The sequence below is a fragment of the Pleurocapsa sp. PCC 7327 genome, assembly GCF_000317025.1.
Taxonomy (GTDB): domain Bacteria; phylum Cyanobacteriota; class Cyanobacteriia; order Cyanobacteriales; family Microcystaceae; genus Hydrococcus.
Map to the genome: position 1 here is coordinate 4,210,422 of NC_019689.1, position 23,560 is coordinate 4,233,981.

General features: G+C 47.1%; 18 protein-coding genes. 4 read left to right on the forward strand and 14 right to left on the reverse strand.

The window, feature by feature from the left end:
• Window positions 1-24: 24 nt before the first annotated feature.
• The 9 genes from PLE7327_RS19000 to PLE7327_RS19040 all read right to left on the reverse strand — a co-directional run bounded on the left by PLE7327_RS19000 (window position 25) and on the right by PLE7327_RS19040 (window position 11,333).
• Entirely contained in the window at window positions 25-684 is a 660-nt protein-coding gene (locus PLE7327_RS19000; RefSeq protein ID WP_015145396.1) for a bifunctional 4-hydroxy-2-oxoglutarate aldolase/2-dehydro-3-deoxy-phosphogluconate aldolase, read from the reverse strand.
• Window positions 685-761: 77 nt separating this feature from the next.
• Entirely contained in the window at window positions 762-2,969 is a 2,208-nt protein-coding gene (locus tag PLE7327_RS19005) for a response regulator (protein WP_015145397.1), read from the reverse strand.
• A gap of 96 nt (window positions 2,970-3,065) precedes the next feature.
• Window positions 3,066-6,074, reverse strand: coding sequence for a peptidase domain-containing ABC transporter (locus tag PLE7327_RS19010; protein ID WP_015145398.1), 3,009 nt, complete (start codon window positions 6,072-6,074; stop codon window positions 3,066-3,068).
• 358 nt (window positions 6,075-6,432) lie between these two features.
• Entirely contained in the window at window positions 6,433-7,305 is an 873-nt protein-coding gene (gene hypB / locus PLE7327_RS19015) for a hydrogenase nickel incorporation protein HypB (RefSeq protein WP_015145399.1), read from the reverse strand.
• Window positions 7,296-7,640 (reverse strand): hydrogenase maturation nickel metallochaperone HypA, encoded by a 345-nt coding sequence (gene hypA, locus PLE7327_RS19020; protein WP_041392372.1) that lies wholly within the window; start codon window positions 7,638-7,640, stop codon window positions 7,296-7,298. The genes hypB and hypA overlap by 10 nt, the downstream gene beginning before the upstream one ends.
• A gap of 71 nt (window positions 7,641-7,711) precedes the next feature.
• Window positions 7,712-8,212, reverse strand: coding sequence for an OsmC family protein (locus PLE7327_RS19025; RefSeq protein WP_041393589.1), 501 nt, complete (start codon window positions 8,210-8,212; stop codon window positions 7,712-7,714).
• 29 nt (window positions 8,213-8,241) lie between these two features.
• A complete protein-coding gene (dhaL, locus tag PLE7327_RS19030; protein ID WP_015145402.1) occupies window positions 8,242-8,871 on the reverse strand; it encodes a dihydroxyacetone kinase subunit DhaL in 630 nt (209 codons plus the stop codon).
• Between the two features lie 53 nt (window positions 8,872-8,924).
• A complete protein-coding gene (gene dhaK / locus PLE7327_RS19035; RefSeq protein ID WP_015145403.1) occupies window positions 8,925-9,998 on the reverse strand; it encodes a dihydroxyacetone kinase subunit DhaK in 1,074 nt (357 codons plus the stop codon).
• A 51-nt stretch (window positions 9,999-10,049) separates the two neighbouring features.
• On the reverse strand, window positions 10,050-11,333 hold the full coding sequence (locus PLE7327_RS19040; RefSeq protein ID WP_015145404.1) for a glycoside hydrolase family 10 protein: 1,284 nt from the start codon (window positions 11,331-11,333) through the stop codon (window positions 10,050-10,052).
• A 155-nt stretch (window positions 11,334-11,488) separates the two neighbouring features.
• On the opposite strand from PLE7327_RS19040, the gene PLE7327_RS19045 reads away from it, so the two are divergent.
• The gene (locus PLE7327_RS19045) at window positions 11,489-12,022 is read left to right on the forward strand and encodes an NUDIX hydrolase (protein ID WP_015145405.1); all 534 of its coding nucleotides are present in this window, start codon (window positions 11,489-11,491) and stop codon (window positions 12,020-12,022) included.
• A gap of 733 nt (window positions 12,023-12,755) precedes the next feature.
• Window positions 12,756-13,841: a glycosyltransferase family 4 protein gene (locus PLE7327_RS19050; protein WP_015145406.1), complete on the forward strand. Its 1,086-nt coding sequence runs from the start codon at window positions 12,756-12,758 to the stop codon at window positions 13,839-13,841.
• Window positions 13,842-13,928: 87 nt separating this feature from the next.
• Here the strand turns inward: PLE7327_RS19050 and PLE7327_RS19055 are convergent, their stop codons facing one another.
• The 3 genes from PLE7327_RS19055 to PLE7327_RS19065 all read right to left on the reverse strand — a co-directional run bounded on the left by PLE7327_RS19055 (window position 13,929) and on the right by PLE7327_RS19065 (window position 18,731).
• Window positions 13,929-16,031 carry a 3-hydroxybutyrate oligomer hydrolase family protein gene (locus PLE7327_RS19055; RefSeq protein WP_015145407.1) on the reverse strand — a complete coding sequence of 701 codons (2,103 nt, stop codon included), beginning with the start codon at window positions 16,029-16,031 and terminating at the stop codon, window positions 13,929-13,931.
• Between the two features lie 43 nt (window positions 16,032-16,074).
• Complete coding sequence (gene murD / locus PLE7327_RS19060) at window positions 16,075-17,442, reverse strand: UDP-N-acetylmuramoyl-L-alanine--D-glutamate ligase (RefSeq protein WP_015145408.1); 1,368 nt, start codon at window positions 17,440-17,442, stop codon at window positions 16,075-16,077.
• A gap of 95 nt (window positions 17,443-17,537) precedes the next feature.
• A complete protein-coding gene (locus tag PLE7327_RS19065) occupies window positions 17,538-18,731 on the reverse strand; it encodes an amino acid ABC transporter permease (protein ID WP_015145409.1) in 1,194 nt (397 codons plus the stop codon).
• Between the two features lie 214 nt (window positions 18,732-18,945).
• Here PLE7327_RS19065 and PLE7327_RS19070 point away from each other — a divergent pair, with 214 nt between their 5' ends.
• Window positions 18,946-19,137 carry an NAD(P)H dehydrogenase subunit NdhS gene (locus tag PLE7327_RS19070; RefSeq protein WP_015145410.1) on the forward strand — a complete coding sequence of 64 codons (192 nt, stop codon included), beginning with the start codon at window positions 18,946-18,948 and terminating at the stop codon, window positions 19,135-19,137.
• Window positions 19,138-19,306: 169 nt separating this feature from the next.
• On the forward strand, window positions 19,307-19,975 hold the full coding sequence (locus PLE7327_RS19075; protein WP_015145411.1) for an HAS-barrel domain-containing protein: 669 nt from the start codon (window positions 19,307-19,309) through the stop codon (window positions 19,973-19,975).
• Here the strand turns inward: PLE7327_RS19075 and PLE7327_RS19080 are convergent, their stop codons facing one another.
• Together PLE7327_RS19080 and PLE7327_RS19085 are read right to left on the reverse strand one after the other, a co-directional pair.
• Window positions 19,976-20,464 carry a hypothetical protein gene (locus PLE7327_RS19080; protein WP_015145412.1) on the reverse strand — a complete coding sequence of 163 codons (489 nt, stop codon included), beginning with the start codon at window positions 20,462-20,464 and terminating at the stop codon, window positions 19,976-19,978. It lies immediately after the preceding gene.
• A 91-nt stretch (window positions 20,465-20,555) separates the two neighbouring features.
• A complete protein-coding gene (locus tag PLE7327_RS19085) occupies window positions 20,556-23,456 on the reverse strand; it encodes a valine--tRNA ligase (protein WP_015145413.1) in 2,901 nt (966 codons plus the stop codon).
• Window positions 23,457-23,560: the final 104 nt, after the last annotated feature.

Here is a 23,560-nt window from a genome sequence, read left to right on the forward strand (position 1 = left end):
ATTTCGCGCACGGATAAAACCCGACTAAACGAGAAGCTTTTGCCGCAGGGTTTTTGCCTGTTGCGCGATCGCGTCCCAATCTCTTGTTTCTATAAGTTGTTGGGGAAATAATTGACCGGAAAGACCAACAGCGATCGCGCCTGCTTCGATAAATTGACAAGCATTTTCTATGCTAATCCCTCCGGTGGGAATCAGCGGAATTTCCCGCAAAGGACCTTGTAAACTTTTGATGTAACTGACTCCGCCAACTGCATCGACGGGAAAAACTTTGACGCAGCTAGCACCGGCTTGCCATGCCGCGACAATTTCGGTAGGAGTAAGCGCCCCAGCAACGATGGGAAGATTGAATTCGATCGCCGTTTGAATGAGTGGTAAATTCACGTGAGGGGTGAAACAGAATTGAATGCCGCAGGCGATAGCATCCTTAAGGCGATCGACGGTTAAAATCGTGCCAGTCCCGATGATACAGTTAGGTAATTGCGATCGCAGTTGACCAATTAACTCAGCAGCGCGATCGCTATTCCAAGTAATCTCAATTAAGCGCATTCCTCCTTCAGCAGCGGCTTTCGCCATTGATAAGCCTAGTTGTTTGTCAGCGGAACGAATAATTGCAATCGCTCGATGGTGTTGCAGTAGTTGCAACCAGTCATTTAAACCGCGAGATGACGAATAGGAGTCAGACATACGCTCACTTTAGCGCCAAACAATGCTCATGAACGTTTTTGAACTTTGAATTTTGAATTTTGAACGATTTCGGTCAACTATCGGACTTCCTTGAGCGTCTCTACTTTCTTAGTGAACAGTTCGGTAAATAAACTCAAGACGGTGCGATCTTCTCGGATTTTGATGTTGGCAGTGACGCCCATGCCCGATTGGAGGGGAAGTTCTCTCCCACTAGAGATCAAAACCTGTTTATCTAATTTGATTCTGACGGGGAATCGCTCAAAACGCTCGTTAGGGTTAGTTTCACTAGGCGGCAAGGCATCCGAGCCGACAGAAATCACCTCCCCTTTGATATCCCCAAATTCGCTATACGAGTAAGTGAGCAGTCTGACATCAGCTTTCTGTCCTTTGCGCACGAAACCGATATCTTCATTGGTCACGTTCACTTGAGCAACTAAATAATCATCTGGAACGATTTTGAGTAAAGGTTCGGTTTGGGTTTGCGGCGCGACGTAGCCTGGGCTAGCTTTTAGATCGAATACCGTTCCAGCGACGGGCGCTCGCAATTCTTGATATTTTAGGATGACTTTGGCGCGACTGATTTGACTGTCGAGTTCTGCGATGCGATTTTCATTGTCTACCATTACCTTGGTTAGTTGGCTGTCGATTTCAGCAATGCGCTTTTCGTTTTCTGCCATCTTATCGCGGACTTCTTTACCAGACAGGGCAACCGTATTGTTTAACTCTTCCTTTGCCTGAGCGATATCTAAGCGCAACCGCTTCTCTTCTTCGAGGAGTTTTTCGATTTCAGCCCGACGGGTTTGAACTTGTTGTTGTTGCTTGTTATATTCAATCGTTCCGTCGGATCTTTGCTTAATTAATTCCGCGCGGCGATCGTTAATCGATTGTCGCTGCCTCTCTAATTGAAGTTTGGCTAATGCTCCTTCTGCTAGGAGCGGTTCGACATCGCCAAGAATTTTTTCTTCAATAGCTAAACTTTCTTCCGCTTGTGCGACTGCTTTTTTGTTTCTCGCTTCGATTTCTGCGAGCGTTTTTCGATCGTCGTTTAGCTGTTTTCTAGCATCGGCTAACTGGACTTGATTTTGCGACAGTTGTTTTTGGAGTTGCTCCATCTCTAGTCTCGCTGCCTCGACGCGGGACTTCGATTCGTCGATAGCATTTTGTAGGCGAGCGAGTTGTTCGGCACTGAGTTTGCCTTGCTGCGCCGTCCCGCTCAACTGTGCCTGAAAGAGTTGATTTTCTGACACGAGCGCCGTGCGATTGCGAGCAAGGGCTGCCACTTGTTTGGGCAAGTTAAGTCGAGCGATCGCGCGTTCGACTTCGGACGGATTTAAAGGTCGTTCCATCAAGGTTTGATAAAATTCATTTTCTCGCTGAAGCGACTGACGAATTTTTTGATAGGAGATAAGTTCGGCTGCCGATGCTGTAGAGTCTAGCGTCACCAGAACCTGCCCTTTCTCTACCTTCTGTCCATCTTCTACCAAGACTTCTTGAACGACCCCATCGACGGGAGCTTTAATTTCTTTGACTTTCCCTTCTGGCTTGAGTGAACCTTGAGCGGGAACGACCTGTTCGATCCTGGCAAATGCCGCCCAAATCATTCCAAAAGTCGTTACGCCGATCAGCGACCAAATAATTGCTCGCGACCACCTGGGAGATTGGCGCAGAATAACTGTTTGCTCGAAGGGAAGGGTTAGCGCTTCGGACTTGGATCTGACTGCTAGCGTAGATTTTGCCGAGCCGTTCCCCAAGCCGACGGAAGACACTAACTTTCCTCTAAGCTGTCCGGAAGTCGGTTTTACGATTGCCGCGCTCCCTACTTCTGCTTTCGTTTTGGGAGCTATTTTTTCAAACAGTCCCGGTCCGATATGGACGTAGCCTTTATAGATTGAGCGAATAGCTTCTCTGAGTTCTTTGGCTGGGGTTCCTTTGAGCAAATAGCCTTTAGCTCCCGCATCGAGAGACTCTTTGACGTACTCGTGGTTATCGTAGCTACTGAGAACGAGAACTTTAACCTCGGCAGATTTTTGACAGATTGTTTGCGTGGTCGTTACGCCGTCTACGTCCGGCATTTCCATATCGACGAGAACGACATCGGGTTGTAGCAATTCTACCTGCTCGATCGCCGTCCGACCGTCAGCAGCCGTTCCAACGACTTCTAAATCCGGCTCTGTATCGAGTAGCGCCTTGAGACCTTCTCGAATCATTCTCTGATCGTCTACGACCAGGATGCGAATTTTTCCTTCGCGATCGCCGTTTAGTTGGTTGCCGTTTGCTAAATTCATACTTCCCAATTTATATTTCTTTTTGGTTAGTGGTTAGTGGTTAGTAGGGAAAAAATTGACTAACTGCCAACTACTAACGATTAACTATTATCTAAATTACATTCTGGCTTCTTGTTGTTGATACAAATAGTAATAACGTCCCTTGAGTTTCATTAGTTCTTCATGGGTTCCCTGTTCTACTACCGAGCCAGCGTCCATCATAACGATAACGTCGGAATTTTTAATCGAGCCGAGACGGTGAGTGATAAAAAAGACTGTGCGATCGCGAAAAGCGTCGATGAGATTAATACAGACTTGTTGCTCGGTGGCGTAGTCGAGGGCGCTAGTTGCCTCGTCGAGGACGAGAATGCGAGGCTGTTGCAGCACCGTCCGCGCGATCGCGATCCGCTGTCGCTGTCCGCCAGAGAGCGCCGAACCTCTTTCGCCGACTCTGGTATTGTAACCATTGGGCAAGGTCATGATGAATTCGTGGGCGGCTGCGACTTTAGCGGCTTCGATAATTTCTTCTGTCGTCGCGTCGGGATTGGTCAGGGCAATATTTTCCTGCACCGTTCCATCGAACAGGAGCGTTTCTTGGGGGACAACGCCTATCTGACGGCGTAAGGAGTACAGCTCTACTTTGCTAATGTCGTACCCGTCGATGAGGATACGTCCCGATTCTGGCTCGTAAAGCCTTGAGATTAGTTTGGTTAGGGTACTCTTGCCTGCCCCACTTTGTCCGACGACGCCAACAAAGGTTCCGGGAGGAAAATCTAGATTGACGTTATACAGTTGTAAGGGACCGTGACTCTTGAAGCGGAAGGAGACATTTTCGTATTTGACTGCCCCTTCAATCGAAGGCATGGGAATGTTGGTGCGGTCTTGTTCGGCTTCTTGCGGCGTATCGACGATATCTGCCAGTCTTTCTAAAGAAAGGGCAGTTTCTTGGAAATTCTGCCACAGTTGCGTCAGGCGCAGGATAGGAGAAGTTACGTAGCTGGCGATGATGCGGAAAGCGATCAACTGACCCAAGGTAAGCTGTTGGTCTAGGACTAAAAAAGCCCCAACCCAAAGAACCAGAAGTCCGGAGAGCTTGTTGAGGAAGCTACTGGTCGAACCTGCTAGGGTCGAGGTAATGACGGTTTGGAATCCCGCCGAGACGTAGTTAGCGTATTTTTCTTGCCACTGCCAGCGCGATCGCAGCTCGATATTCTGTGCCTTGACCGTTTGAATGCCAGTCATCACTTCGACGAGATAGGATTGGGTTTGGGCATTGCGTTCTGCTTTGGTTCGCAGTTGTCGGCGAATGATGGGCGAGAAAAAGAGGGTCAGACCGATAAAGAGCGGAATAATCCCCAATGCTACCAGGGTTAGGATCGGGCTGTAGACGATCATCGCTACGATGTAGACGATCGAGAAGATCGCATCCAAGACCACGGTCAAAGCGGTTCCCGTGAGAAACTGCCGAATGTTTTCCAGTTCGTTGACGCGCGTGGAAATTTCCCCGACGGGTCGGCGCTCGAAATAGCGCAAGGGCAAGCGTAGGAGGTGGTCGATAATTTCTGAACCCAAACTCATGTCGATGCGGTTAGTCGTATCGACGAAGAGGTATGTTCGCAGGGTGGTGAGAATGGCTTCAAAGATCGCGATCGCCAAGAGGAACACACCTAAAACCTGTAAAGTATCGACGCTATTTTGGACGATTACCTTGTCGATAATGACCTGAACCATCAGGGGATTGGCTAGTCCGAATAGCTGGACGAAGAAAGAGGCGACAAAGACTTCGATCAGCACTCGGCGGTAGCGCTGCAAGGCGGGGAGAAACCAGCGCAGACCGAAGCGTTCTTGGGGAGTTTCCTTGGTTTTTTGCAGCAGCAGCACTTCCCCTTCTGTGCCCCAACTGTCGAGAAAATCGGCGCTCGGACGGCGCAGGATCCCAATTTCCGGCACGCCAATAATCGCGTGGCGATCGTTAATTTCGTAGATAATCGCTAGGCTATCTTGCCAGCGCACCAGAACGGGAGTTTTGAGATTGGTAACGGCTCTGGCGGGAACCTTCACCAGTTGAGCGTTGAGTCCCATCAACTCCGCGATCGCGCCGCACACGGGCAGCGAGAGGGTATTGCTACGCTGTAGTTGCTCTGTGATAATGCGACGGATGACTTCCTTGCGAAAGGGCATCCCGAAATATTGACTGAGCATTTGGAAGCAGGCAACCCCCACTTCTTGCGGCGTTTTTCCATGGACGTATGGATAGTCTTTCTCTTTAGTGACATCGATGGCTTGCTCGGCGCTGTTATCTGCCTCTAGCAGTTCTGCTTCCGCATAAGGAATATCTCGTACCGACTCTGGAAGCGATTCGACGGATGAAGTAGACGATAGGGAGGAATCTGCTTGAGTTGCCAGTTGCCAGTTTTCCGTTGGTAGTTCGGCAGGCAATCCGATTAGACGCGCTGGCATCGACCCATTTACCTCGATTTTTTGATTGTCAGAGAAATCGAGACGGCTGCCGATAGGACAACTGGCAATATTGCCGCTGCTAACCACCCAGATCCGTTGAGAATCCTGTAGGGGTGGGTGCTCTTTAATCGACGACGTACCCGGAGGAAGGGAGTACACTGCCACATCATTGATTATCTCAGTCGTTAATTGTTTGAGGTCGATCTCTCCGAGCGCTTGCTGCTCTAATTGATAGCCTAGAAGCTCGAAGACTTCAACAAGCGCCGCTCGCTGGTAAAATGCCTCGCCAAATGGGGGATATTGTTCTAGAAGTTGGAGAAACTCGCTGTTTTTAATCGTCAAGCAAACGGCTTCCGTAGAAGAAATGACGGTTTCGCCGGGAATTCCCCTAATTAAGTTAACCCAACCGATTATCGCGCCGGGCTTGAGTAACTTCAAAGTAATGGGGATTTGAGTGCGAGGGTCGTAACCGAGCAAACGCGCTTTGCCTTCATATAAAATTGCGACGTATGGCAGCATTTTTTTTTGCGTCAGCACAATCTGACCCATCCGGTAGCGCCACGGTTCGAATTTTTGCACTAGTTCGGCGATGACTTCGAGGGGCAGTCGGTCAAACGGGGCTACCGAAGAGATAAATTCTTGAAATTCGACAGTTGTATAGCTCATAACTCGATTAGCTTCTCGCGCCCTAACCTTTGGTAACCGATCGCAGATCGTTATTTATATATACCCAGATTGGTTTCAATAATTCACACATGGTAACCAAAAGAGATTTTGTTGAGGGCGAATAGAAACTTTTGCTATTTTAGGTTACTTCGCTCTAACTTTACCGCGAATTGATAAAGAAATGATAAACAAGTTTTCCCTCTTCGGCTAGCGCCTGTTTTCAGTAGCTAGTTTTGCTTTTCAGCTGAGTTTAATGCATCTATGAAAATGCATCCATGAAATAGAGAATTGGCGATCTGTGAAAAGGGAAAATTGACCGATCGCCAATTTCTAAGAAAATTGTGGTAATAAGCAACAATCAAGCAATTTTAGGAAAAATAAAGGAACAATGCTCCTGAAATTGAGCTTTTAGCCATTCGTACCAATCCTCCAACCCTTCACCGGTTAAAGCAGAAACCTGAAAGATACGAATGCGAGGATTCACCTGCCTGGCATATTGTAGGCAACGCTCTACATCAAACTGGACGTATGGGAGCAAGTCAATTTTCGTTAAAATCATGACATCGCTGACACGAAACATATAAGGATATTTAATCGGCTTATCGTCTCCCTCTGTCACCGAGAGAATAGCCACTTTAGCCCGTTCGCCCAAATCAAATAAAGCCGGACAAACGAGATTGCCAACATTTTCGATCGCCACGATCGAGTGGGGGGGAGGGTTGAGTTCGCTATAGCCTTGCTCGACCATTGCTGCATCTAAATGGCAGCCCGTTCCCGTATTGATTTGGACGACTTGACAGCCCGTTTCCTTAATTTTTTGAGCGTCGTTGACCGTTTCTTGATCGCCTTCGATAACGCTGATGGGAATCTGCGCTTTGAGGTCGTTAATCGTGCGGATTAAGAGGGTAGTTTTTCCGGCACCGGGAGAACTTACCAAATTGAGGGCGAGAATATCGCGACCTTTAAACCAGCCTCGATTTTGAGCCGCAATCAGGTCATTTTTTCTGAGGATATCTTGCTCTAGCGAAATCGTCGTCCCGTGCATCCGAGCGTGAATCTGGGGAGAGTCAACAGAGGAGTGGGAATGAGAATGAGTGATTACCGTGCCATCTGGAAGCGTATGAGTATGATAGTGTTCGCCTTCTTTCATCTGTTGCCTAACAGTTTCACCCGTTTGAGAATTGGTAATCTTGATGGAATCGTCGCCAGAACAACCGCAAGTTACGCACATACCTCTTTTACCTCCATTTCTTTGATTTTTAATTCCGTGCCCCGAACAATTTCTAGATCGGCGCTGCCGCAGTGATCGCAAATGCCAAAGGGTTCGTTAAGGGCAACCTCTGTCCCGCACTGACGGCATTTTCCCAAACCTGGAATTTCCAGGATTTCTAAGGTCGATCCTTCTAAAACCGTGCCTCGGCAGCAGACATCAAAGCAGAAGCGAATGGCATCGGGCATCACTGCGGAGAGTTGGCCGATTTCTAAGGTTACTCGTTTGACGGGAAAGCCTTGGGCGTGTTCGGTAGCGATCTCAACGATATTTTGAGTGATTCCGAGTTCGTGCATTTCGGGGGCGATGTATGGGGTTGTACTCACTATCTATTGCAGCTCTAGAATTTTTTTATCTGAGGTTTTGTCTAGAAATTCTTAAGGTTACTTGCTTGCGGATCGTTGAATTCTAAAACGACTGGTTCGTTGAGTACGGGAAAAGCGACGGAATTGGCGATGAAGCATTCTTGATGGGCTTGATGGTGCGCTGCGATCGCACTTTGTAAATCGTCGCCAGCTTTGATAATGACTTTCGGGTGCAATACGACTTCGATAAATTTCATCTTGCCGTCTTTGTATGCCATCTTTCCTACTGCTTCGTCGGAGTAATCAATTACTCGAATGCGATTACGGACGCAGATCGCCAGGTAGCTCAACATATGACAGGCAGATAGGGCAATAACCACTAAATCTTCTGGATTGTGTAGATGGCGATCGCCCCTAAAGGTTGGATCTGCCGACCCGACAAAAAGAGGTTTCCCTTCTATGCTAGCGGTATACTCGCGAGAATAGGACTGGTAAGAAGATGTAGTTCCTTGACTCGCTCCCGTCCAAACCGTTGAGACGCGATAAATATGTTCTTTGGGCACGATATCCTTTCGTAAACCAATATCATTATTCAAGAGCATTCAAGAGCAGCTAACAAACTCTTCAACATCAAATAAGAAGAAGTCGCCCCCGGATCTTGATGACCGATGCTGCGTTCCCCCAAATAGCTAGCCCGACCTTTCTTTGCCAGCATCGGTATCGTGTCTTTCATGCCTTGCTCGGCGGCGACTACTGCCTGTTGCATCGCTTGGCGCATATCTTTATTCTCTGCCGCTGCTGTCTGGAAAGCCGTCACCGCAGGAGAGAGGGCATCGACCATCGTCTTGTCGCCCAGTTGTGCCTTGCCGCGATCGAGTACGCCATTTAATCCTGCTTGCAGAAGTTTGAGCATATCCTCTACAGTCAGTTCTTGTTTGCCAGCGACTGCCGCACTCGATCGCAAAAATAGCGTCCCATACAGGGGACCGCTAGCACCGCCGACAGTTGAAATTAGCGTCATGCTTACCAGCTTCAAAATACTGCCAATATCCTTGTCAGCAAAGCTTGGCAGTTGACTCGCTACCTTTTTAAAGCCGCGATCCATATTAATGCCATGGTCGGCATCGCCGACCGCAGCATCCAGTTCTGTCAAATAGTCTTTATTTTCTTCTATAACGGCAGTAAATATCCGCAACCACTGTATTACTTGGTCTTTAGTCATTTTTTAGTTGATAGTTGTTAGTAGTTATATTAACCATTAACCACTAACCCCAACTAGATTCCCCATCGCATACTGGGCGTTTTTACGGGTGCATCCCATAACCGAATCATCTCGTCATCTAACTTTAGCAGGGTAATCGAGCAACCTTGCATTTCTAGAGAAGTCATGTAAGAACCGATGAGGTTACGTGCGATTTGCAGTCCGTGTTTTTGGCAGATTTGGGCAAGTTTGCGGTAGACCAGATACAGTTCGGAAAGGGGAGTACCGCCCATGCCGTTGACAAAAGCTAACACGCGATCGCCTTTTTCCAAGGATGTATCTGTCAACGCTATCTCCACCCATTCGCCTTTGTCTTCATCCCATTCGCGTACCGTGCGGCTGTAGGCTGAATCCTCAATAATCGACAGTGCTAACATCTCAGTAATCTCATCGGCTGACTTGAGTGCCATGCGTTCTCGTCCCGGTTCGCCATGAATGCCGATTCCGATTTCCATTTCATTTTCGCCCAGTTCAAAGGTTGGGGTTCCTTTGGCGGGAACGGTACAAGAAGTCAGTGCCATACCCATGCTGCGTCCATTCAGGTTAACTCGTCGGCACAAATCCGCTATTTGCCGCAGATCGTAGCCCTCTTCAGCAGCCGCACCGCAAATTTTTTCTGCCAGTACCGTCGTCCCTACGCCCCTGCGTCCTTGGGTATAGAGGCTATCTTTGACGGCTACATCGTCATCGATTAAAATATTCAACGTGCGGATACCCTCTGCACGGGCTAATTCCGTTGCCATCTCGAAATTCATCACGTCGCCGCTGTAATTCTTGACGATGTAGAGGATGCCAGCCCCACCATTTACCCATTTGGCTGCCTCTAGCATTTGGTCGGGTGTTGGCGAGGTGAAAATTTCTCCGGGACAAGCGGCATCGAGCATACCCTTGCCAACGAAGCCAGCGTGCATCGGTTCGTGTCCGCTGCCGCCACCGGAAACGATCGCGACTTTTCCCTGCACGGGGGCATCGACTCGATAGACGAAGGTGGGATCGAAGTTTACTCGAACTAATTCGGGATGAGCAGCTGCCAGTCCCTCCAAACTTTCGCTGACGAAGTCTTCCGGCTTATCGATCAGTTTTTTCATGGTTTCAGCGCTCCTTGCGGATTAGCTCTTAAAACCAAGGATAACTTGAATTTACAAAACCCTCGCTCGTTTCATCGGCGTGGCAAAGAGGTCTTGAAAAGCCGATTGACGCTGTTCTAGAGGTTCTTGGGCTAAATTCCACAAACTTTCGTAGAAAAAGAACGAAACGCCAGCAAATCCCTGCTTGCGGACGGTTGCTACCTGCGTCTTAATTTGTTCGATCGGCACGAGACGACCTTTTAATCCAGACAAAACTCCAATTCCGAAGGGAATATGTTCTTTGGCGGTTCTTACTTCCGCTTGAGATAATTCCCTCAAGAAAGCTTTCATATCGTCGCGATAAACTTGCAGGACTATTTCTTCAACTAACCCCATTCTTTCCCATTTCTGCCAGTCTGCCAGATAGCAGTTTAAGGAAAACGCTTGTGGATTGGGAGAAACAGAAACAATCGCATCGGGATTGCTGTCTTTAATCGCGGCAAACAACTGTTTCATGTAGTCTGTAACTTTATTTGCCCGCCAGCGCGTCCATTCTGTCCATTCTCGATTGTTAGCGACGCAATTATTCACGGTTTTGATGTTAGCTGGCGGTTTGGGCGGTAATTTGCCGTTATGCTCTTGTTGATAGAGTTTGATAGTGTAATCATCATACCCGAAGTCGTAAGGAAAACCGAAATGGTCGTCTACTTGGATGCCATCGACATCATATTTACTCACGATTTCAACGACGAGATCGGTAATGAATTGCTGGACATCGGGACGAAAAGGATTGAGCCACACTCGTTTGTGAATGTTTCCTTCTAGCCAAACCGTGCTGCCGTCGAGACGTTTGGTCAGCCATTCGGGATGGCGTTTGGCTAATTGCGAGTCGGCAGGTGCCATAAAACCGAACTCAAACCAGGGAATGACTGCCATCCCTTTGTCTCGTCCTCGTTCGATAGTTTCTGCCAGGATATCTCTTCCTTGGAGTCCTTGGGCGGGATCGAGGGAAAGTCCGATAACTGCTTCGGCGACTGCGCTGGGATAGAGCGTATGACCCCAGTTCCAAATCGTGGGATAGAGAGTATTAAAGTTTAATTGAGAAAGGGTATCGATCGCATCGGCAAGCCTTTGTCGCTCGAAGAGAACGTCGCTGTCGATGTTGGTCAGCCAAACGCCTCGGATTTCAGCGGGTTCGTTGTAAGGATTTTGCGATCGCGCTGGCAAAGCAAGCCAAGCAAGGGTAAAACCGAAGATAAGTAGAAAAATCAACCAAGCTTGGCGACCAAACCGACGGTTCAACTCAACCAGTCCGTCCGCACAGACAGTCAGGATTTTGTAGAGGTACTGTTTCATCTCTAGTGAAGATCGAGTCAGACACTAGCTTATCCGACAGGGCGATCGCTATCTTCAAAAACTAGATATAGAAAAAACTTATCTCCGTAGACGGTTTAAAAATCGAGAGAGTTCCATACTAATCTATAAAATTGAGAGATATTAGAATCCACAAGATGAACCAAGAAAAAGTGATTTGTACAACTGACTGGGTTACCGTTAAAAAAACAGCGAGAGGTTTTTATTACTTAGAAAGAAAAGGAAGGGACTCGGTTGCCGTCTTCCTAGTCAGAAAAAATCGCTTAAAAGAGTACGAGGTTCTGATTAGACAGCAACCACTTTGTATCGATAATTCAGAGGTCGATGGAAAACTTAAACTCTATCCTTGCCCTATTACTGGAGGCATTGATGGAGAGGAAACGCCCCTAGAAGCAGCGATAAGAGAAGTCAAAGAAGAATCGGGGTTTTCAGTTTGCGTTTTGCCTTTGGGTCAATATATCGTCGGAACGCAAACCAATGAAATTTGTTATTTATATTATGCCGATGTCACTGGACTAGAACCGGAAGTCGCAACTCAGGATGGCAGCTATTTTGAATCGATTAGCAAAAATGAGTGGCATCCATTTGAGTATTTAAGTCAATGCGATTATTCAGCTTGTCAGATTGGGTATTTTAAATTAAAAGCAATTCTTTTTAAGATTAAAACGTAGGAGGGTGGGTTGCCAAGTCCCCCTCCATCATAACCAGATTTGAAATTAATATTGGCTGCCTGCTAAGCTAGTATCGATTTTATTGGGGGCAATCATCCCAAAGTAAAGGGCAGCGATCGCGTTTAGTGCGTTGAACTTCAGATCTGGCACCATTCTCAACAACCGCTCTTTTAATTCATTTCCTAGCTGATACAAAAAGTTTTCTCAACAAGTACCTCTTTTAACCGATTGGTATTATCCGCCAATAAATTCCTGTACGGTCTTTTTAAGGCAAAAAAATAAAACCCCATTCCTACCTCGGTAAGGCTTATTCTTTACCTTAGCTAGAAATCTTTCTTTAGGTGGAACTTGAATTGCCGCTCAAAGGCTAAAATCATCTCAAATTCGATTAAAGAATCAGCATAGATCGTGCGAACGTCCCGATCGCGAGTAAAATGCTCTCCCTAGATATTGTAGTTTTTCAAGCGGATTTGATATCATAAGGTACGCAATCAAAATCTCAAAAGGAGTTGCCATGACCCCATTTTAATGCCAATCTTGGCAACATTTGTTCATCTCTTGTTTGTGCAATGACAACCTGAAGATGAGTAGATAAAAATCGTTTTTTATCTTCTCATTGTTGAATAAAATTGCCCAATTAGATTGGTATAATTTTTATCTTTCAGTCGAACCGAAGTCTAGTTGGCTTCCAAGTCGTTAAAAGAACCAAGTAAAAACGATTAAAGGAGTTTATATGCGAATTGCTCAAGTAGCTCCCCTGTGGGAGAGAGTACCTCCGCAAGGCTATGGTGGGATAGAACTCGTAGTCGGTCATCTGACTGACGAATTGGTCAATCGCGGTTATGAGGTAACCCTTTTTGCGTCTGGAGATTCCGAAACTTTAGCCGAACTGAAAGCCACTGTCCCTCGCGCACTCCGTCTCGATCCGTCAATCAAAGAACCCGCCGCCTACGAGTTACTTCAGCTAACTCAAGTGACCGACATGGCAAATGAGTTTGACCTAATTCATTTCCATACGGGGATAACCCCATTGCCCTTTGTCCCCATGCTAAAAACATCGGTGGTTCATACACTGCATGGATGCTTCACATCGGATAATCACAAAATCTTCGATCGCTACCGCGACCAACCTTATATTAGTATTAGCAATGCTCAGCGTCGAGGAGCGCCTCAGCTTAATTACCTCAGTACAGTATATAACGGGATTAGAATAGAAGATTATCCGTTTCAAGAGCAACCAGAAAATCCTCCCTACTTAGCCTTTTTAGGGAGAATGTCTCCAGAAAAAGGACCGCAACACGCGATCGCGATCGCCCGTGCGGCGGGCATACCATTGAAAATGGGGGGAAAAGTAGATAAAGTCGATCGCGACTTCTTTGAGGCAGAAATCGTTCCTCATATCGATAGCAAAAATATAGAGTATTTGGGCGAACTCGATCTGTCAGAGAAATGGCAACTCTTTGCTAATGCAAGTGTTACCCTATTTCCGATTACTTGGTCCGAACCCTTCGGTTTAGTCACGATTGAATCGATGTGTACCGGAACCCCAGTAGTTGCCATGAATTTGGGTTCGGTTCCTGAAGTCATTGCCCATCAGGAAACGGGTTGGGTTTGTTCTAGTCTAGAGGAGATGATTGCAGCCGTTCCCAAAGCAATGGAACTCGATCGCCGAAAATGTCGCGAATATGTAGAGCAACGCTTCAGTATTATCAAAATGGTGGATGATTACGAAGCAGCTTACAAACGAGCTATCCAAGAAAAACTATCGCTTAACGGCAAAATTTCTAACTCGGTACTGACAAACGGAGTCATTTCCTAGAATAGCGTTCGCTGTCGTTCGGAAGCAATAGACACCAAATGATTCCGAACGATGCGTTCCAAGTCGTAGAGATATGCGATTACTGGACTAGGAGCAACCGCCACACTCAGGAATATCCAAGACATCATCGCTAAACGCGATCGCACAGGTAACGTCACTGTCAATATCGGGCAAATTTTCCTCTATTGTCAACTGACTGCCACCCGTGCTGGCTAAAGGTTTTGTAGGAATCACTTGACTTTTTGGCAATATTGCCCCATTTTTTAGATGGTCGTACATCCTGTCGAGAGCTTTTCCTAGATAATAATGCAAAGGAATTTGCGTATCGATGTCAAATGCCTGATTGAGCGCATCTAAGTGATGGGCGTGAAGGACTTCAATGTAGGCTAGCTGACTGTTTTCGCCCTCGATTTTTTGGTTTAAGCCATAGTAGGAGCGAGAAGTAAAATTGACGTGAAGCAGCGCATCATCGCGACCGTGTATGATAATTGTCGGTTTCCCTTGTAAATTCCCGCTGGCTAAAATTTCCTCAATGCCTGCTTGAATGCGATCGCAATAGTTAGCTGCCTCGCCGCGGAGAGAAATGCCCGTATCTGCCGTTACTCCAGTCGTGCCAGTCGCTAATTGTCGCAAGCATAAAGCTCCCTGGAGATAGTCATCCAGATTATTATTGGCATCGACGCTATAGCGAAAATTCACTCCTGCACCCTTATTGCCAAAATTGTTAATTAAATTTGTTCTGGCGCTAGGGGGAATGCCGTTGCTGGAGGAAAAATCGTTGGCTAAATCTGTGTTGGGTTTAGCGCTGGGAGGATTGCTACCATCGCTATAAGCATAGCTGTAGCCGCAGAGATTATCTACCACGCTAAAGCGTCCGTAAGCGTTCGCATAGAAGGGCGCGATCGCAGCGTAGACAAAAGCCGCATTGTATAGGTGGGCGATAATATTAGTGTTTTCTAGAGTGCCAAAGTCATTCAACAGTTTTTGGGATTCGGTAATTTGTTCCTCTAGGGTATTGCCCTGCAACCAACCGGCTTCGCGCAAGGCGGTACAGCGTCCCGGCGCTCCTGCCAAAAATCCGCCGTTTTCTGCGGGATCCCAACCAAAAGCAATCTCCGTGCCAGCACTCGCACAAGGTTGGTAGATATTGTAATAAGTAATGCTCTCAAATAGCGGCTTGCCGTGTACGCTATTGGGATAGATTTTATTTCCTTGCTTGATGCTAAACCCTTGTTCGTCTGGCAGTTGGCGCGGATTGATATTGGGTTCGGATACGACTACTCCATTAATTAACCCCCGTTTATCTTGTTCGGCAGCCCGCAAGGAAGCGGCTCCGCCATTGGAGATACCAGACGCGATGACGATAGTATTTTCTGGGGTAATCGTTCTTAAAACTTCCGAGCCGGAGACTAACCCAAAATTTTCTGCTATATTGAGGATATAATAGGCGAATTCTATGGCATTTAGGACATCTCTGCCCCAATTGGCTTCGGGATTGTGTTGGGAGTGAGCGTGCTTGTAGGCAAGGCGAAAGGGATAGCTAGCATTGTAAGTTGCCAAATCCATTTCTGCCGTGCCTTGGGCGATAAAATTAGCATTGGTGCCAACTTCAGCGACAGTGCCGCGCGTACCATCAATGCGATTGACTGTATCGGTATTTAAATCGTGTACGCCAATGCCCGTACCTTTATCGGTATAGACGACGGCACAGCGATTTTTTAAGCCCCATTCTCCGACGGCGATCGCGCCATATACGCCGCGAGAACCAGGGGATGGAGCGACGAGAATGCAAGGATTGGCGCGATCGAAATTATCGGGAATCTGAACCATCATCGTGACATTTTTTTGCCCGCTGCCATCATCGGCGTAAGCGATATATTCTTTTCCTGCTACTTTGCCATCGCTGCTTGGAGTGGAAAAGCGAGCGGGGACTGCGGGACCGTATAATGTGCCATAACCGGCTTTAGGGCGCAAATCCACCAGCGCTTTGTATTGATTAATAATCGTTGCTCGGCGAATTTCTGTTGGCGTAGGATGTTCGGGATCGGCTGCCGTTGGCGGCGCATCGATTAAACCGTCTTGTCCTACGCCTGCGGTTAGCAAGTCGTCGCTCAAGCCGTCGTAGTAGTGCATTGTAATGTTACTACTAATGAAAGAAGGCAATATGTTTATTCGATCTGCTGTTGCCATAACCGCTCCTAAGAAAACTTTCAGCGATCGCGCGGATTCGATCTCAAAGCTGCAAGCACAATTGCCGGAAATGATCGCCTCGATGCTCGAAACTCTGATATTGGTCAAAACTAGCACAAGCCGGAGACAATAACACCACCTTCGCGCCTTTTTGTTTGGCGAGTTCTAACCCTCGTTTTACCGCATTCTCCATGGTTTCAACAAGCTCGTAGGATGCGTAACCCGACGCTTGCAGCTGCCTAGCAAAAGCTGGTGCGGCATCGCCAATTAATAACACTGCCGCAGCGCGATCGCGAATTGCATTTATCCATCCCGCATCGTCGCCTTCTTTAGCTTCTCCCCCAGCAATTAAGATAGCGGGAGACTTGACTGAAGATAAACCCACTTCTGCTGCATCGTAGTTAGTGGCTTTGCTATCGTTGATAAAGTCTATTCCCGCTATATTACATATATACTCCAAGCGATGGGGAACGCCAGGAAAGGTAGCAATCGCTTCCGCGATCGCGCCTTTCTCGATTCCGGCTAACCGCGCCGCTGCCACTGCCATCAGCAAGTTTTGCAGATTGTGCGATCCCGCCATTTTAAATAAGTGTACGGGCATAATTAATTCCCCAAAAGCCGTTACCCAACTGTCTTCGAGATAGACTCCCTTCGCCGGTTCGCACAATAGTTTACTTTTGCCGCGAACGCTCGTCCAATAAACATTCTGCCACTGGGTCAACCCTGCGCTTCTTAAGTAAGGATCGTCTCCATTAAAGACTTGATAGTCGCAGCGTTTCAGCAGAGAAGCTTTGATATCGTAATAATTTTCTAGAGTTTTGTGGCGGCTGAGATGATCGGGAGTAAAAGTCGTCCAAACGCCAATTTTGGGGGCAAGTTCACAAGAAGACTCGATCTGATAGCTACTGATTTCAGCAACGATCCAATCGTAGGAATTTTGGATTGTCGTTTGAGCATCTTGTAATGCTAACTCGCAGGCAGCATAGCCAATGTTGCCGCAGGCAGGCGCATTCAATCCCGCCGTTTTAAAGATGGCAGCAATCAAAGACGTTGTGGTCGTTTTACCATTGGTGCCCGTAATTCCCAGCCAAGGAGAAGACTTAAGATAGCGCCAAGCGAGTTCGATTTCTCCAATCGTGTCAATGCTTTTTTCTCTAGCCTCGACTAAGATGGGAATGTCCCAAGGAACGCCAGGACTGACAACAATTAGATTGGGCAAGTCGGTTGGGTTGAGAGTAAATGTATGGCCGAGTTTTACGGTAATCCCTTCTATTGCTAGATCTTGCTGAGTTTGTCGTAGAGATTCGCTATCAGCGCGATCGCCTAGAATTACTTGCCAACCTTCTTGTTTGAGTAACTTTGCAGCAGCAACTCCCGATCTTCCAAGTCCAATTACGTAAGCTTTGGGCATATATTCAATCTATTACGAGCACCCTTTATAGTACCTTCAATCTGGTTTTTGCTTATAGACGTTCGATCGCAAAATTGTTTCCTTTTGTATGGGACTTAGCGATTATCGGTACCTAATTTCTTCTCTAACTTTCTGCTAGCAAGAGACATCGAATAACAACAAACCCAATAAATTGCGGCAATGAAAAGATACATTTCCCCGTAGCGTCCTAGATATTTGGGATTGGCAAGAATCGATTGCGAGACTCCCAACAGATCGACTAGACCGACAATTGCCAATAGAGAAGTATCTTTAAACAAGCTAATAAACTGTCCCACAATGGTAGGAATAACGGCTTTGAGTGCCTGGGGAAGTACGATTAAACCCAAAACCAATGGAGTATTCAATCCTAGTGCTTTGGCAGCTTCGACTTGACCGCGAGGAATGGATTGCAACCCACCGCGCACGTTTTCTGCGAGATAGGCAGCAGCGAATATGGTAAATCCTGCGATCGCTCTCATAACGCGCTCCAGTCGAACGTTGGCAGGTAATACTAAAGGTAGCATCACCTGCGCGACGAACAAAATGCCAATGAGGGGCAAGCCTCGAATTAGTTCTATGTAAGCGATCGACAGCCAACGAATCGCGGGTAAGGAACTTTGTCTCCCCAATGCCAGCAACACGCCAAAGGGAAAAGACAGGAAAATACTAGCGATCGCGACGAATAGCGTCAGAATCAGCCCGCTTTCATCGATTTTGACTTTTCTGAGAAGAAGCCCTCCTTCGAGCAACCAAAGCAGCACGAAGAAAGCAAGCAGCCAAATGAGCGGCAACCAATTAGCTAAACTAGGAATTCGTTTTCCAACTTGCCGTCCTATCAATGCTCCAAAGATTAGGATCGACAACATTCCCAACAGCAGAAGGCTAGGTTGAATTCCCGCAGGTAAGGCAATAGCAACGCAGATTGCTCCCAAAATTCCGAAAATCATTAGCGTCGTCCGGTTAAATAAAACTCCCGTCCTCGTCAAAATTCCCCAGGACAAACCGCCCAAGGTCATAATGATTGCTAAAGTTGTCCAAGCACGCCATAGTAGTTCGGCTGGATATAGTCCGACAAAAAAGAGCCGCAAGTTAGCACCAATGACTCCCCATTGAGCTTGAGTAAATGCCCAGCCAATCAGTCCCGATCCCAGCCAGTAGAGAAATAGTAGGCTGAAAATCGTTAGAAGACCGTTATGCCAAGTGCTAAAGAGATTTTGCTTAACCCAAGTTAGTGGTGTAGATTGACCGTTTGACCCTGAATTTATCATTGCTTATCGCTTATCTCGAAGATTTTACTGAAATGGAGGCTGTTTGTCTGAAAAACATCTATTTTGTCGCGATCGATTTTTGAGCGATCCCGATTGGCGTTCAATCTCTCTAGGGGGTTAGCGGTTTTTTTAAATCCTACTGCAATAGCGATCGCACGCGAATAGAGATAAGCTAATGTAAAGTAAACCTGTAGCGATTAATGAAAAGTAGGTTATGATTCTGCCAGGCGCAACCGTTCGCGTTATCAATCCCGACGATACTTACTACCTGTTTGAAGGACTGGTACAAAGAGTTGGCGACGGTCAAGTCGCAGTACTGTTTGAAGGCGGCAACTGGGATAAATTAGTGACCTTCAACCTGTCAGAATTAGAAGAGGTCGAGCTAACGGCGGGTAAGAAGAAATAGTCATTGGTCAGCGATTGGTTAACGGGATGTGCAAACGACCCCGACCGCCAATCGCCACTAATACCATTGCTAAAAAAGAGCGCTACTGATTGCGAATTGTCAACCGCCGCGCAGGTCGTTATACCGAGCAGCGGCGAATTGCAAATTGCAAATTGCAAATTGGTATAATATGCGGCTCCTCCCTCAATTTTCTGCTGACAATCGCCATCCCAACCATATTGCCGAGGTGATAGAAACGGCAACGACGGGATTTTTGGCTCAATGTTTAGAACCAGAAGATTTAAACTTTCCTGCGATGCCGCCCTTTGGAAGTTGGGTTAAGGCGCACGACGAAGAATCGGGCAACAAAATTGTTGGGGTTGTCACCTACGTTACCACTTCTCCCATTGATTCGGTGCATCGAGCAGTGGCTTTGGGATTATCTTTGGCGGAGTTGCGAGAACAACAACCGCAGATTTTTGCCATGCTCAAAACGGAGTTTCGCGTGGCGATTCTGGGATTTGAAGCCCCTCCTTTGGCTGTCAACGGTCATAGTTACAGTCGCGGACAAATTTATCAATACTTACCCCCTCGTCCTCCCCAAATCCATCAAGCCGTCTATCGTTGCGATCCCCCAGAAATCGTTTACTTTAGCGAAGAATTAGATTTTTTAAGAATTTTACTGCAAGTTAGCGACGTACCCGCAGAAGCTTTAGTGGCGGCAGCGATTCGGGAAATTTATCAGTTGCGCAATTGCGATCGCGAGTGGCTAGTCAAAGTTGGGAGAAGCCTAAATGTCTTGTTAAAAGATGACTACGATCGCCTGCGATACATTTTCAGTCAAATCAGATTAGCTTAACTAGGATTCCAGCTCGTTCCTATCCGACTTAAGGCTGGCTTCCAATTGCTGGAGCTGTTTCTCACGAAGTTCGAGTTGTTCTTTTTCTTGTTTGAGACTGGCTTCTAGCTCTTGAATTTGTTCTCGTTGAGTTTCTACTTCTAGATAGCGGCGGGTTAACTCCAAACTTTGTGCTGTTATTTCCTGCCGCCACTGCTCGATTCGGGCTTGTTCTTGTCGAACGAATTCGGGAGTAATCGAACTACAGCTCATATACTGTTGAATCAGACCCACTATCCAATCTTTGGCATTTTTTAGCTCGATAATTTGCCCGCGTTCGTCGAGTTCGACTAAAACTAACAAACCTTCGCTGAGGGAATTTTCTCCACCAATAGGTATAATTTCTGCGCTACTTATCCCCCAAATACTATCGGATTTTTGGTAAGCAAGTAACTGAAGTTCTATTGTGCCAGAAGCTAGATTTTTGGTGACTTGGGCTAGGTATAACATAACCTATCGGTCAGGGGCAGGAGTCATGATGAGACATAACACGTTACGTCTACGTAATTGGAGAATAGCGGACAACTGACAAGATAAGACATTAAAGTTCTTTTAGATGTTGCAAGCGATCGCGCAGAATTTCAGCTTGTTTTTGAGCCTCTGCTAGAGACCCTCTTGCTCCTTGGACGACATCCGCAGGAGCGTTATTGACAAAGCCCGGATTATTCAAACGCGCCGTTAGCGATTTTATCTCTCCCTCCACTTTACTTAAATTTTTCTCCAGTTTGGAGATGAGAGCGTCAATGTCTACGATTCCAGACAGAGGAATTAATGCCTGGATAGTTCCGACAACGCCCGCAATGACTTGTCCCGTATCTTCTTCCAGGACAGGTACGATGGTTAATCGATCGACTTTGGCTAGATCTTGAATATAGGTTCGACCAGCTTCTAGGGTAGAACGTTCCTCATTGCTTTCGCTCTGAAGAATGACTGGAACTTTCACCCCCGGCTTAATTTCTGCTTCAGCCCGCAGATAGCGAATGGTGCGAATCGTACCGATAAGTAGTTCAAAGGATTGTTCTAATTCCCTGTCGATCGCGCTTGCATCGACTTCTGGGTAAGCTTGTAGGGCAAGCACTTCATCGGTTGACTGCGTCAGGGTGTGCCAGATTTCCTCGGTAATATGAGGCATGAAGGGATGCAGAAGTTTGAGGATTCCTTCGAGGACGTAGGCTAGAGTCTGTTGGGCGACGAGGCGAGATTCGGCTTGCGCGTCTTTTCTTAAACGAGATTTGACCAGTTCGATATACCAGTCGCAGAAGTCTCCCCAGATAAACTCATAGAGTCCCTTCGCCGCTTCTCCGAGTCCGTAGGTTTCGATGTAATCTCTGGTTTGCCGGACGACTTGATTAAAGCGCGAGAGAATCCAGCGATCGCACCATTCCAGTGCCTCCGTTGTGGGTTGTCCTAGCTGTTGGGGCGTTTGCCCGTCCAGATTCATCATCACAAAGCGGGAGGCGTTCCAGAGTTTGTTGGCAAAGTTGCGCGAGGCTTCTACCGACTCCGACATCGGTGACGCTTTTGTCAACTCTGATAACTTTGCCAACTCCGATAACATCGATCCGAGTTCTGATTCTGACTTGTTCGGGAAAACTTTTTTTTGCAAATCCGAGATTGCTTCAGAGCGCGATTTATTTGGCGACGTTTCTATAAACCGCTCGATAACTTTTAGCTCGTACAGTTTGCGATTCAACTGCAAGCTAATATCTTGACCTGCGCCTGCTACTTCCTTAATTAAGGTATAGCGCAGTGCATCAGTACCGTATTCATCGATCAAAATTAAGGGATCGATGCCGTTATTGGCTGATTTAGACATTTTCTTGCCATTTTCGTCCCTTACCAAGCCGTGGATATAAACGTCTTTAAACGGCATCTGACCGGTGAAATGTCCTGCCATCATCGTCATGCGAGCAACCCAGAAGAAGATAATGTCAAACCCGGTGACTAAAACGCTTGTTGGATAATAGGTTTTGAGATCGGTTGTTTCTTGGGGCCATCCCATCGTCGAGAAGGGCCACAAACCCGACGAAAACCAAGTATCGAGAACGTCGGGGTCTTGTTCTAGCCGAATCTCGTCCCCGTATTGCCGTTTGGCTTTTTCCCATGCTTCTTCTTCGCTGTAGGCAACCACGAAGGGGGTATCCTCTGCAATTTCTCCGTTGGTTTCACTGACGACGTACCAAGCTGGAATTTGATGACCCCACCACAACTGACGAGAGATGCACCAGTCTTTGATTTTAACTAGCCAATCCCTGTAAACTTTCGTCCAGCGATCGGGCACGAATCGCGGCGAGTTTTCTTCGTCGAGACAGGTCAAAGCTTTTTTGGCCAAGGGTTCTATCTTGACAAACCACTGGGTTGATAGTAGAGGTTCGACGGGCACTTTTCCGCGATCGCTATAGGGAACTGCGTGGCGATAGGGTTCCACTTTCACCAGGAAACCATCTTCCTCTAGTTGCTTAACCACATTTTGGCGGGCGACAAAGCGATCCTCTCCGGCAAACGGACCCGCATTTTCATTGAGGGTGCCGTCTTTGTTCATGATGTTGATAAACGGCAGTTGATGGCGCTTGCCCATCTCGAAGTCATTGGGATCGTGGGCGGGCGTTACCTTCACGCAACCCGTTCCGAATTCAGGATCGACCAATTCGTCGGCAATAATAGGAATTTCCCGCCCCATAATTGGCAGCGTCAAGGTTTTGCCGATAATGGACTTGTAGCGATCGTCGTTGGGGTTCACTGCTACTGCCGTATCGCCCAACATGGTTTCGGGGCGAGTAGTTGCCACTTCAACATAACCCGTCCCATCGGTTAGGGGATAGCGAAAATGCCACAGATTCCCGTCTACTTCTTTGCTTTCGACCTCTAGGTCGGATACTGCCGACTGAGATTCCGGGCACCAATTCACTAAATAATTGCCTCGATAAATGAGTCCTTCTTCGTAGAGTTGGATAAAAGCTCGCTTTACTGCGCGGGATAGACTTTCATCTAGGGTAAATCTTTCTCGCGACCAATCTGCTGAGAGTCCCAAGCGTTTGAGTTGGTTGACAATCGTGCCGCCAGATTCTTTTTTCCACTGCCAAGCTCGCTCTAAGAACTTTTCCCGTCCTATATCGTAGCGAGTTTTCCCCTCTTGCTTTAGCTCCTTTTCTAGGAGCGTCTGCACGGCAATGCTAGCGTGATCGGTTCCTGGTAGGCAAAGCGTGTTGTAACCGCACATGCGATGATAGCGCACCAAGACATCCATTAACGCTGTATTGAAAGCATGCCCCATATGCAAGCTTCCCGTTACGTTTGGTGGCGGGATAACGATACAATAGGGATTACCACCGCGATCGGGGTTGGCTTGAAAAACTTGTTTGTTTTCCCAGTACTGCTGCCACTTGGCTTCTGTTGCTTTCGGGTCATACTGGGTTGGCAGGATTGGTAAAGTTGCGGTCATCGAAAAAATGCGAACCAGGCTTTATAGTTTTTGACAGATATTAAAAATTGTTTCACCTATCCAGTTTACTACTTTTCTTTCAATCCCCGATCGCGATTGAAGAT

Bases quoted from the DNA above. Each gene is read 5' to 3' on its own strand.
- PLE7327_RS19000 (WP_015145396.1), bottom strand. From the start codon at position 684: ATGTCTGACTCCTATTCGTCATCTCGCGGTTTAAATGACTGGTTGCAA.
- PLE7327_RS19005 (WP_015145397.1), bottom strand. From the start codon at position 2,969: ATGAATTTAGCAAACGGCAACCAACTAAACGGCGATCGCGAAGGAAAA.
- PLE7327_RS19010 (WP_015145398.1), bottom strand. From the start codon at position 6,074: ATGAGCTATACAACTGTCGAATTTCAAGAATTTATCTCTTCGGTAGCC.
- hypB (WP_015145399.1), bottom strand. From the start codon at position 7,305: ATGTGCGTAACTTGCGGTTGTTCTGGCGACGATTCCATCAAGATTACC.
- hypA (WP_041392372.1), bottom strand. From the start codon at position 7,640: ATGCACGAACTCGGAATCACTCAAAATATCGTTGAGATCGCTACCGAA.
- dhaL (WP_015145402.1), bottom strand. From the start codon at position 8,871: ATGACTAAAGACCAAGTAATACAGTGGTTGCGGATATTTACTGCCGTT.
- dhaK (WP_015145403.1), bottom strand. From the start codon at position 9,998: ATGAAAAAACTGATCGATAAGCCGGAAGACTTCGTCAGCGAAAGTTTG.
- PLE7327_RS19040 (WP_015145404.1), bottom strand. From the start codon at position 11,333: ATGAAACAGTACCTCTACAAAATCCTGACTGTCTGTGCGGACGGACTG.
- PLE7327_RS19045 (WP_015145405.1), top strand. From the start codon at position 11,489: ATGAACCAAGAAAAAGTGATTTGTACAACTGACTGGGTTACCGTTAAA.
- PLE7327_RS19050 (WP_015145406.1), top strand. From the start codon at position 12,756: ATGCGAATTGCTCAAGTAGCTCCCCTGTGGGAGAGAGTACCTCCGCAA.
- PLE7327_RS19055 (WP_015145407.1), bottom strand. From the start codon at position 16,031: ATGGCAACAGCAGATCGAATAAACATATTGCCTTCTTTCATTAGTAGT.
- murD (WP_015145408.1), bottom strand. From the start codon at position 17,442: ATGCCCAAAGCTTACGTAATTGGACTTGGAAGATCGGGAGTTGCTGCT.
- PLE7327_RS19065 (WP_015145409.1), bottom strand. From the start codon at position 18,731: ATGATAAATTCAGGGTCAAACGGTCAATCTACACCACTAACTTGGGTT.
- PLE7327_RS19070 (WP_015145410.1), top strand. From the start codon at position 18,946: ATGATTCTGCCAGGCGCAACCGTTCGCGTTATCAATCCCGACGATACT.
- PLE7327_RS19075 (WP_015145411.1), top strand. From the start codon at position 19,307: ATGCGGCTCCTCCCTCAATTTTCTGCTGACAATCGCCATCCCAACCAT.
- PLE7327_RS19080 (WP_015145412.1), bottom strand. From the start codon at position 20,464: ATGTTATACCTAGCCCAAGTCACCAAAAATCTAGCTTCTGGCACAATA.
- PLE7327_RS19085 (WP_015145413.1), bottom strand. From the start codon at position 23,456: ATGACCGCAACTTTACCAATCCTGCCAACCCAGTATGACCCGAAAGCA.